At 66.3% G+C, this 9,843-nt stretch carries 7 protein-coding genes and 1 pseudogene; 3 read left to right on the forward strand and 5 right to left on the reverse strand.

Annotated features, from left to right (window positions below; genetic code table 11):
• Positions 1-204: 204 nt before the first annotated feature.
• The 3 genes from ON45_RS11470 to ON45_RS11480 all read right to left on the reverse strand — a co-directional run bounded on the left by ON45_RS11470 (position 205) and on the right by ON45_RS11480 (position 2,726).
• Positions 205-1,395, reverse strand: coding sequence for a hypothetical protein (locus ON45_RS11470; protein WP_148288649.1), 1,191 nt, complete (start codon positions 1,393-1,395; stop codon positions 205-207).
• A gap of 681 nt (positions 1,396-2,076) precedes the next feature.
• Positions 2,077-2,385: a helix-turn-helix domain-containing protein gene (locus tag ON45_RS11475; RefSeq protein WP_040494017.1), complete on the reverse strand. Its 309-nt coding sequence runs from the start codon at positions 2,383-2,385 to the stop codon at positions 2,077-2,079.
• Positions 2,385-2,726: a type II toxin-antitoxin system RelE/ParE family toxin gene (locus ON45_RS11480; RefSeq protein ID WP_040494019.1), complete on the reverse strand. Its 342-nt coding sequence runs from the start codon at positions 2,724-2,726 to the stop codon at positions 2,385-2,387. Before ON45_RS11480 ends, ON45_RS11475 begins: the two co-directional genes overlap by 1 nt.
• Positions 2,727-2,895: 169 nt before the next feature.
• On the opposite strand from ON45_RS11480, the gene ON45_RS11485 reads away from it, so the two are divergent.
• The 3 genes and pseudogenes from ON45_RS11485 (at position 2,896) to ON45_RS11495 (ending at position 5,959) form a co-directional block, all read left to right on the forward strand.
• Complete coding sequence (locus tag ON45_RS11485) at positions 2,896-3,219, forward strand: helix-turn-helix domain-containing protein (protein ID WP_040494020.1); 324 nt, start codon at positions 2,896-2,898, stop codon at positions 3,217-3,219.
• A gap of 92 nt (positions 3,220-3,311) precedes the next feature.
• Positions 3,312-5,152, forward strand: a pseudogene (mobF, locus tag ON45_RS11490) (MobF family relaxase); the annotation flags it as partial.
• Between the two features lie 255 nt (positions 5,153-5,407).
• Positions 5,408-5,959: a hypothetical protein gene (locus ON45_RS11495; RefSeq protein ID WP_040494023.1), complete on the forward strand. Its 552-nt coding sequence runs from the start codon at positions 5,408-5,410 to the stop codon at positions 5,957-5,959.
• On the opposite strand, the gene ON45_RS11500 is transcribed toward ON45_RS11495, so the two are convergent.
• Positions 5,937-8,549, reverse strand: a complete 2,613-nt coding sequence (locus tag ON45_RS11500; RefSeq protein WP_158412370.1) for a hypothetical protein — start codon at positions 8,547-8,549, stop codon at positions 5,937-5,939. The two genes, ON45_RS11495 and ON45_RS11500, sit on opposite strands and share 23 nt — an antisense overlap.
• A 44-nt stretch (positions 8,550-8,593) precedes the next feature.
• Positions 8,594-9,295, reverse strand: a complete 702-nt coding sequence (locus tag ON45_RS11505; RefSeq protein WP_083914824.1) for a site-specific integrase — start codon at positions 9,293-9,295, stop codon at positions 8,594-8,596.
• Between the last annotated feature and the right edge of the window lie 548 nt (positions 9,296-9,843).

Raw genomic sequence — 9,843 nt, forward strand, 5'->3', positions numbered from 1 at the left:
GGGAGATTCGAACTCCCGGCCTCCTGCTCCCAAATCTGGAAAACGGGTTTCTCGGCGAATGCCGTTTCGTGCCGGATTTCGCCGATTTCTGCCGGCCTACCTGGGGTGATGTTCGGACGGGCCGAGCACGGCCTGACGGAGCGTCACGAGCCGGTGCACGCCGGACTGATACATCCGCGATACCCACCGACGTCCCTCGGGCCCTTAGTCGGAGACTTCCTCGACCACTGAGGGCGGTGCGGGCTCTGGTTCGTCGGAGGCGACGGACGCAGCCCAAAGTGCGATCGAAACGGCGACTGCGGTCAGAAGCAAGACGAAGCGCTGGAGGCGGATGTTGGACAGGTTGGCCGCCAACTCGCTGTCAGTAGACAGGATCGTCATCACTCGGGGAAGGTCTTCTTCGAGGTCCTGTGCCAGGGCGATCTGATTCAGCCTCATCCGTTCGGTGAGGCGGTCCGCTTCCCGCCCACGGAACGGTTCGGCCTCGACGAGGTCAAGAACGTCCATGTGCCAGCCAAGCTTGTTGGAGGCCAGCCGCTTCGCCGCCGCGGTACTAATTGCGACATCGCCGGCGAGCCCGTGGATCGCCCGACGACGCTGCTTTAGATCTCTCACCGGCCACGAAGTCGATCGGTCCAGCCGAGCCGCAGCGTCTCGTAGCTCGGCCAGCTGCTTTCGATGAGTCGCGAGCATTTGCGAGTGCGCCCATCGGACCAACAAACCCTGCAGGTAGTCGTTCGCCCGTTGAGCCACGACGAAGTTGGAGTCGTCAGGAGAGCCGTCTTGCTGGGGGAACGCATCACTCCTGCGGCCGATCAGCGAGAGAGCACTGGATTCAGGCTCCGAGAACGCTCCGGGAGTCCATAGTCGCACCGCGGGCCAACTCTCAGATCGCCACGGCCCTCCACCAAACGTGTCAACGCCAGTGTTTGCCAGCCATCTGTCTCGCAGGCCGGGCTCGCTCGTTGGGTCCGCCTTCTCGGTCAGGACGAGCTGGATACTCGGCAGCTCAACCACGCCGGCGGTCGAGAACGATCCCGGAACGCGTTCTGCCACCCACGCCACGCACTGCTGTCGGCGACGAGAGAGAACGTCTTGCGCCGCCTGCCTTCTCAGTTCGTTGGGCCGATGCATCGAGTAGCCGCTGCCTCGCCGCGGTTTCCGGGGCCTGAGTGCGCGCTTCAACGTACGCCGAAGAGGGCCCAGTCCGGCAAGGCGTGGAGGGAGGACCGAGAACGTCGATTCGTAGTCTCGTCGCATAGCCTCCGCCAGCTCCGGGTCGTCCTCCTCGTAGACGAACAAGACGGTCAGGATCGTGATGGCGTCGGACAGCGAGTGAAGACTCGGCCACGCCGCTCGGACGCCAGGGGGCAGCACGTCGGTCTGATCCGCCATGAAGTGTCGATTCGACTCCGACGAAATCAGCCCGAGGCTGGTCCAACCGCCCGGCCCGCTTCGAGCACGGTCGATCCAGCTATCGACGTCTCGCGTGGCACGACCCTCCCCCCATCCAAGGCGCCTGATCCTGGATTGGAGCGATGCGACCGAGGCAGGCCCATAGATCTCGGCGACCCATAGCCCCGCCTGCTGAAGGTCGTCGTCAGCCGGTAGCCGTCCCTCGGCGTTCTCCTGAGCGTCGCGCTTCCGAAAGAACTCGAGGCTCTCGACCGGCTCACTGCGCCGCCAGCGCCAATGCTTCCATCGACGCTTCCAGCGCTTGAGCAGGCCCGAGCCGGAGTCGTCCTCAGCGTCCAACTCTGCGGGCGACTCCGATTCGTCGGGAACAGCGTCAGCGTCTTCGACTGCCGGACTTGCCCCAGGCGAGGCGAGTCGGCTCTTCGCCGCGGTTCTGGCGTTCGGCTCCTGCGACGACTGCACGTCGTTCCGCACAGTGCTATCCCGGGGCTCCGAGACCAATCGCTGATCGGGAGTGTCTTCTTCCGGGATGCTTCCGCGTCGTCGACAGCGTGCGGAGACGAAAACCGCCACCCCGACTAGACCGAATGCTGCGGCCAAAGCAGCACCCCGCCCGGCGGACTTCATTCACTGCCCGTACGTGTCGACATTGCGGCCTAGTCACCCGACGGCGGCCGTCAGTTCAATCGAGACCGCAAGGTCTAGCGCGGATGCCACCTTCTGGAGAGTCGTCAGAGTCGCCCCAGTTCCGCCGGCCTCGAGGCGGGCAACCGCCGCCTGACTCGTCCCCATCCGAGCCGCCAGCTCACGCTGACTGAGCCCAGCCGCCTCGCGGGCGTCACGAACCCGCTCGCCGACTTCGAGTGCGAGGCGAGTCGCCTCGTAGGTCTCGTCGAACTCGGCACGCTCCTCGTCACTCATCGACGCCAGGCGTCGGCGCTTCACTTCATCGATCGTCGTTTTCGCCATCAGTCATCCTCCTCGGCCGTGTGGCCCTCGGCGATGCATCGCTCCATCGCTCGCCTCGCGCGCTGCACTTCGGCGCGCTCGTTCTGTCGCTGCTTGCGGAAGACCGTGAGCAGCACGATCCGTCGATCGGACGCGAAGAAGTATGTGATGCGCCACGCCACCCGCTGCAGGTCGAAGCGCAACTCGAGCAAACCGCTGCCGAGCGACCGCGACGCGGGCATGCGGAGCTGACTGCCCCGGTCGGCCAGCCGCTCGATGTGCGGCAGGACGGCGGCGAACTCCTTGTTCGTTCGGTTGTCGATCCACTGCTCCACCTCCGGCTCCACCTCGACGGACCACATGACACCAAAGATGATATCACGCCGATCGATCATGTAACGCCGGGCGCCCTCATCGGGCCTTCTCTACGGCACAGCCGTCGGACTGATGTCGTAACGCCCGCGCCTCTCACCGGCATGTCGGGAAGGAAAGACGTTCATCCTGCGACGTCCACGACACCGAGGAGGCCCCGTGCAACCCATCCCGACCCATCGTCCCCGACCGGCGGTCCTGACGATCGCCGAGGTGATGGACGTCCTGCGCATCGGGCGCACGAAGGCCTACGAGCAGGCCCGCCTCTACCTCGACACCAACGGCGAGGACGGCCTGCCCTGCATCAAGGTCGGCGACTCCATCCGCTTCCTCCGCCACGCCATCGAGGACCTCATCGGCGAACCCATCACGACAACCCTCGCCGACCACGACGACACCGACCCACCCGTGACCGCGACGCCAACCCGAACCAACCGACGACACCCCGCCACCGACATCAACCCCCAACTCTTCACCGCCTGAACCCCACCCCCACCAATGAACCGAATCACTACCCAACCCAACCAACTCACCACCAAGAGACAGGTGCCCGCCGGCGGTCGGGAGCCGTCATGATGCGCGTCCGCACCCTCTTCGCCCGCAGCGCACGAGCCGCAGCCGAGTACTACGGCAACTACCTGGCCAAGGACGCCCACGAGATCCCCGGCCGCTGGACCGGCCGACAGGCACCCGACCTCGACCTCATCGGCGACGTCTCCGTCGACGCCCTCTCCGACGTCCTTGCCGGCCTCGACCCACGAACCGGCCAACCACTCGGCCGCCCACTGCTCGACCGCATCACCTCGAACGGCAAGACCATCCCCGCCGTCGGCGGCTTCGACGCCACCTTCTCCGCACCCAAGTCGCTCTCGATCTGGTGGGGCCTCACCGGCGACGAACGACTCGCCGAGTGCCACGACATCGCGGTCCGTGCCGCTGCGTCCGCCATCGAGCACTACGGCTCCACCACCCGCATCAGATCCAACGGCCGTCGCATGCACATCGACACCAACGGCCTCACCATGGCCGTCTTCCGACAGTCGACCAGCCGAGCCGACGACCCCCAGCTCCACTCCCACGTCATCATCTCCTCCAGGGTCCAGACACCCGACGGCCGCTGGTACGCACTCGACGCCCGCGTCCTCAAGAAGCACCAGCGAACCTTCGGCGGCCGCTACCAGTCGGTTCTCCGAGCCGAGCTGATGAAGCGGTTCGGCGTCGCCTTCGACGACATCGACAACGGCCTCGCCGAGATCGCCGGCGTCCCCGTCGAGCTGATCGCCCAGCTCTCCAAGCGGGCCGCCGACATCGACATCGAGATGGACGAACGAGTCGGCGCGTTCATCGACGAGGTCGGCCGGGAGCCGACCCGCTTCGAACGCGCCGCCATCGAGCGCGAGGTCTCCCGAGACACCCGAGCACCGAAGACCGGCCGCTCCCCCGCCGAACTCCGAGCCCGCTGGATCGCGGAGGCCGCCGAACTCGGCATCGACGTCCGCTCGCTCACGGCCTCGATCGCTACCGCTGCCCGCCGAGCGCCAACACGCCAACCCGTGAGCGTCGAGGCGATCCTCGCCGAACTCGCAGAGCACCGATCGGTCTGGCACCGCCTCGACGTCCTCCGCACGCTCTGCGACCTCACCCCACCCCAACGAGGCCACGACGGAACGACGTGGGCGGCCGCCCTCGAGCACGCCGTCGACACCGTCCTCGCCGACTGCATCGACCTCGACCCCGCCAGCGACACCGGCCAGCGTCGAGCGTCCGACGGCCGATCGATCTGGACCGAACCGATCGCCGCCCAGGCCACGAGCGAACACGTCCTCGCCCAAGAGGAGCGCATCCTCACCTGGGCGATGAGCACCCAGGTCGACGACCCCTGCCCCGCCGTCGACATCGACCCGCTCGGCCTCGACGACGCCCAGCTCGCAGCCGCCTCAGCCGTCGCCGGGGAGGATCAGCTGGTGGTCGTCGTCGGCCCGGCAGGCGCCGGCAAGACCCGCATGCTCGACGCCGCGATCTTCGACCTTCAGGACCGTGGTCGACCGGTGATCGGCGTGGCCCCGACCGCCAAGGGCGCCGAGGTGCTGCACTGGGAGACGAACCTCGACGCCGACACCGTCGCCATCCTGCTTCGGGACCTCGACGACCCGGGTCCCGACTCGTTCGCCGCCGGCCTCCCGGCCGGGACAACGCTTATTGTCGACGAGGTCGGAATGCTCAACACCGCCGACCTCCACCGCCTCGTCGAGCTCGTAAAGCGGCAGCGATGGCGACTCGTCCTCGTCGGCGACCCACACCAGCTCCGCCCGTCGGCCGAGGCGGCATGTTCACCGAACTGTGCGACACCGTCCGCACCGTCGAGCTCGATCAACTCCACCGCTTCACCGAGGACTGGGAAGCGAGCGCCTCGCTCGCACTCCGCCAAGGCGAGACCCGGTCACTCGACCTCTACGAGGCGTTCGGCCGCCTCCGGCCTGGACGCCTCGACCAACACCTCGACACCATCGCCGACATCTGGCTCGACTGCGACCGCCGAGGCGAGACGCTCGCCATCACGACCACCCGCAACGCGGACGTCGCAGCCATCAACGAACGTATCCAGCTGAGGCGAGCGACCGCCGGCCAGCTCGACCCCGACACGCTCGTCTCGATCGGTGACGAGTGGGCGATGATCGGCGACGTCGTCGCTACCCGACACAACGACCGCCGCCTCCGCACCTCCCGAGGCGACCACGTCCGCAACCAGGAACGATGGACCGTCACCGCCACCCACCCGGGCGGCGGCATCACGGTCTCCCGACTGGAGGGACACGACTCTACGACCCTCCCGGCCGCGTACGTCGCAGAGCACGTTGAACTCTCCTACGCCACCAGCGAGTACGGCGCCCAAGGCATCACCGCCGACCGCAGCCTGACCCTCGCGACGTCGGCAACGACCTGCCGAGGCCTCTACGTCGGCATGACCCGCGGCCGAGCCGAGAACCTCTCCCTCGTCGTCACCGACGAGCCGACGCTGGAAGCGGCACGGGACGCACTCGAGTTCACGCTCGCCAGCGACCGCGCCGACGTCCCGGCATTGCGACACCGACATGACGCTCTGACTCCGCCCAATCGGTCCAAGAGCAGCTCTGCCGGAGGCTGCCGGGCTCGGCCTCTCGCTGTGAGATGCAGCGCGCACCCGCGCCCGACCCGTCGACCTACTCGTCGTGGGCGAGCTTGAAGTAGCGGCGCAGAGCGATGAGCAAGAAGATGAAGGGCAAGCCGACGAGCAGACCGGCCAGCGGCTGGAACCAATCAGGAAGGAAGAAGAAGACGAGTTCTCCGTCCGAGAGCCGAAGCAGCCGGAACGGAAAGAGGGCGATGCGCACGAACTCCCGGCCGAAGTCGCCCAACCCCGTGACGCATGGAGGGTGATCATTGCTGTCGGGGAGGGTGCACATATCGACTGTGAATGCCGAGTTGCTCCACCTGTCAAGGCTCATGAGCGTGAGCGCGAAGCTCGCAACGATCCATGAGACCAACGGCGGCCAAACACTGTGCCCGTACCCCATCAGACGATGAAGCCAACGGCCGATCCGTTCCCACAGGTGGCCGCGGTCTCGCCGAATCGCCCGGTGTTGTAGACGGGCAGCGACCCAGCTTGCCGTCGACGATGTCCGACCACTGGAGACCTTGCCGACGAGCGCCGCCTTGAGATCCACGCTCCACTGAGCCCGCTGTCTAACCTCGTATTCGGAGAGGCCGTCCTCTTTCGCGAATGCCTTCAGAGTTGCCGCATCGGGCTCGACCGACGTGATCTGCCCCAGGTTGCTCAGCTCAGGCGCCGAGAGTTCTGTGACGTCCACACCGAGCAGATGGCTGCGCCCGCCTCCGAGGTCTTTCCCGACCTCGATGAGCTGCGCCGGTGGGGCGTCATCGATCCACGCGGACGTGAGTCGTCCCTGGCACTTGTCGAGCCGCAGCCGCCCGGTTGCGTGCGCAACGGAAGCCGTCGGTTCAAGACGAATCAGTGGTTGCGTGGAGTCCGAACAATCCAAGACTTGAACGTGGCCCGAGAGAATCAGCGGCGATCTACCGCTCGCCCGGAGCTGGACTGCATGACCGTCGGCCTGGTCTCCGCATCTGAGGGAGGTCGGCCCGCCTACGACCAGCTCGAAATCGGCGTTCGCTCCAACCGTGATCGTGCACGGCTGATTGTCCACCACGACGGAACACTCGGTGCCCTCGACATGGAGTCGAAGAATCTCGGTCGGCAGGTCGCTCGGCAAACGAATCGACGCTCCGCTCCCGAGACTGATCTCGCCGAGGCCAACCGGGTCATCTCGCTGCCGCTGGGTTCCACCCCGCACCGAAGGTTTCAGAACGAGCGTTCCGAGAATTCTGAGCGGACCGAATTCCGGCACGATGCCCGCTCCAGCCAGTTCACCGCTTCCAGACAGCCTGATCTCCAGCTTCCGGACGGCGCCATCGATGGTCGCAAGCGGTCGTCCCTCGTCTGGCGCATCAGGCGACCAGGTGACATCCTCGAGATGCACTCCATCGGCGACCTCCAGGTTCCCGCGGACCTCGCAAGACCCTGCAATGGATCCGGCGGTGACGTGGCAGTCGCCGCCCACCACGGACTCCGGAACGTCGAGTTCGCAGGCACTGTGCAGGGACTCGTGAGCGTCAAGTCTCTCAGCCACGACCACGGAGCCCTGCAGCTCAAAGCGACCGGCGGAAACGTGGCGAACCGACATCTCCTTGGAGAGGCGGATCTCGCTCGCTTCGACCGGCGACGTCGGCGCAGCTACTTGCGCAGCAGACAGAGCGCCGACCTTCACGACCTGGTCGTCGCCAACCGATAGCCGATCGACGACCAGGTCCCCGTCGACCACGCAGCCTCCCGATGTTACAGAGACCGAGGAAGCGGACACCGAGCCGCGACGCACTTCGAGCTCGCCGACAACAATGCTGCCGAGGCCGCTGCTCACGTTGCCCAGCTGTCCATCGCCCACATCGGAGCGCAACCGTGTCGCAACAGCCACTGCGTTCTGATGATTCGTGGAGGCCACGACGCTGCTCCCCTCGACGACGAGACGACCGCAATCGATCGAGGACGCGTAGACCGGACCTGACGAGGTGACCTCCTCAGCCTTGAGCGAACCCATCCTTCCGTTCGCGCCAAGACCGCCGTCGCCGAGGATCACCGACTTCGCAACCAGACCCGTCTCGATGGTTGCGGTCTCGCACTGGAGAGACGCAACCCGGGAGGCCCCGCGCAGAAAGACCCGGCCGGCAAAGGCGATCGACCCAATCTCTTCGGAGCCACACAGGACGACCAGCTGGCCACCGTTGCCCTCGATCGCAGCAACGTCCGCCGCTTGGACATTGAGCGCACAACTCTTTGCGGCACCAACGCGGATGTTCAGGTTCGAGCCATCGTCGACCTGATGAAGCGTGAAATCGCCGTCGCTGATAATCAGCCTCGTCGGCGCGGTAGAGAACTTGAGCGTCGGACGCTGCCCGGACTTCTCTGTCGATCCGATCTTCACCTGGTTGAAGCGACCGACGAACTCGTACGAGCTCCACGCTGGGTCGACCGACAACTCGACGTACCTCGCTGAAGTCGCCTCGATCGTGACAGCCCGATTCACTCGTGCGTTCGGACGCTTGACTGCGACGGTGGCTCGATCAGGAACCTCACCAAGATCGAGCGGCTGCGAGCCGCCGCCCCGGAAGACGTGCGCTCCGTCGGCTTGTTCGTAGTCCCAACCCGGAGTAGCGGGTGGCCAGTCTGCGCTTTGTTCTCCTGCCCCGTCGCCCGTCATCCGAAGGACAAGACTACGGGAGCGGCGCAAGCCGAGTTCGGGTATCAGCCACGCCGACCGATTCGCTCGACGACCGCGAGTTGGCTGTTCGGCAGCGCGTGGGCGTAGGTGTTCATGAGCATCTCGGGGCTGTGGCCGAGGATGTCGGCGATCGCTCGCAGCTCGCCGAGGTCCTTCGACTGCTGGACCATGTGCGTGGCGGCCGTGTGGCGCAGTCCGTGCGATGTCAGCCTCGGCAACTCGGCCCGCTGAACAAACCGTTCGAGCGCCCGGTCGTACGACCGTGGCAGCACGAGCCCGCCCTGTCGGGTCGCGATGATCAGGTCGTTGTCCTCCCACTCCGAGCCAGCGGCCAGCCGCTCGGCGGCTTGCTCGGCTCGCCGGCGAGTGAGCACGCGCAGCGTCTCGTCGTCGAGCGGGATCGTCCGGCGTGACCGTTCGTTCTTCGCGTTGCTCCACGACGCTCCGAACCGAACGGCGACGAGGCTCTCGTCGATGCGGAGCGTGCCGGCCTCGTCGTCGAAGTCGTCCCACTTCAACGCGAGCAGCTCGCTCCGCCGCAGTCCGTAGAGCACGTTCAGACGGAACGCAATCGCCCAGCGATGCCACGATGTTGCCTCGAGTAACGCTTCGACCTCGTCGACCGTCCAGGTCTCGACCTCCTTCTCCCGCTTCGGCTTCGCAACCGTCCGAGGGAGACCGACCCGAGCTGCCGGACTCCGAGAGATCAGACCCTCGTCGACCAGCCTCGCTCAACGCGGCCCACAGCACCGTCCGGCAGATCTGCACCGACCGTCGCGAGAGCTTGCCGCCGTTCGCCAGTCCCTCGATCCAGCCGGCCACGTCGTCACGGTCGAGCATCGACAGCTGGATCGCTCCGGGCCCCGCCTCGATGTGCGGAATCGCCCAGGCGTACTGCTCCTGTGCCTTCGGCGTGATGTCGGTCCGCCCTGCGACGTAGCGGCGCACGAGCCAGCTCACCGTCCCCTTCGTGAGAGCGATGTCCTCAGCGCGCATCTCCCGTGCCGCGGCGTTCGCCGACCGCTGGGACTGGTAGGTGCCGAGCTGTTTCGGTTTGTGCTTGCCCGTGACGGTGTCGACCCCGTCGACGCGCACGACCCACTTGCCGCGCTGCTTGCGGACCGTCGGCTGACCGGTTGCCTTCCACGCCATCGGCGCTCCCAATCGATACTCAGCCGCCCCCGCACTGATACATCGATGAGTCAAGCCGATCACCAAGCTGGAAAACACCAGATCAGCGTGGTCGGGGTGGGGAGATTCGAACTCCCGGCCT

This window comes from Ilumatobacter nonamiensis YM16-303 (assembly GCF_000350145.1).
Taxonomy (GTDB): Bacteria; Actinomycetota; Acidimicrobiia; order Acidimicrobiales; family Ilumatobacteraceae; genus Ilumatobacter_A; species Ilumatobacter_A nonamiensis.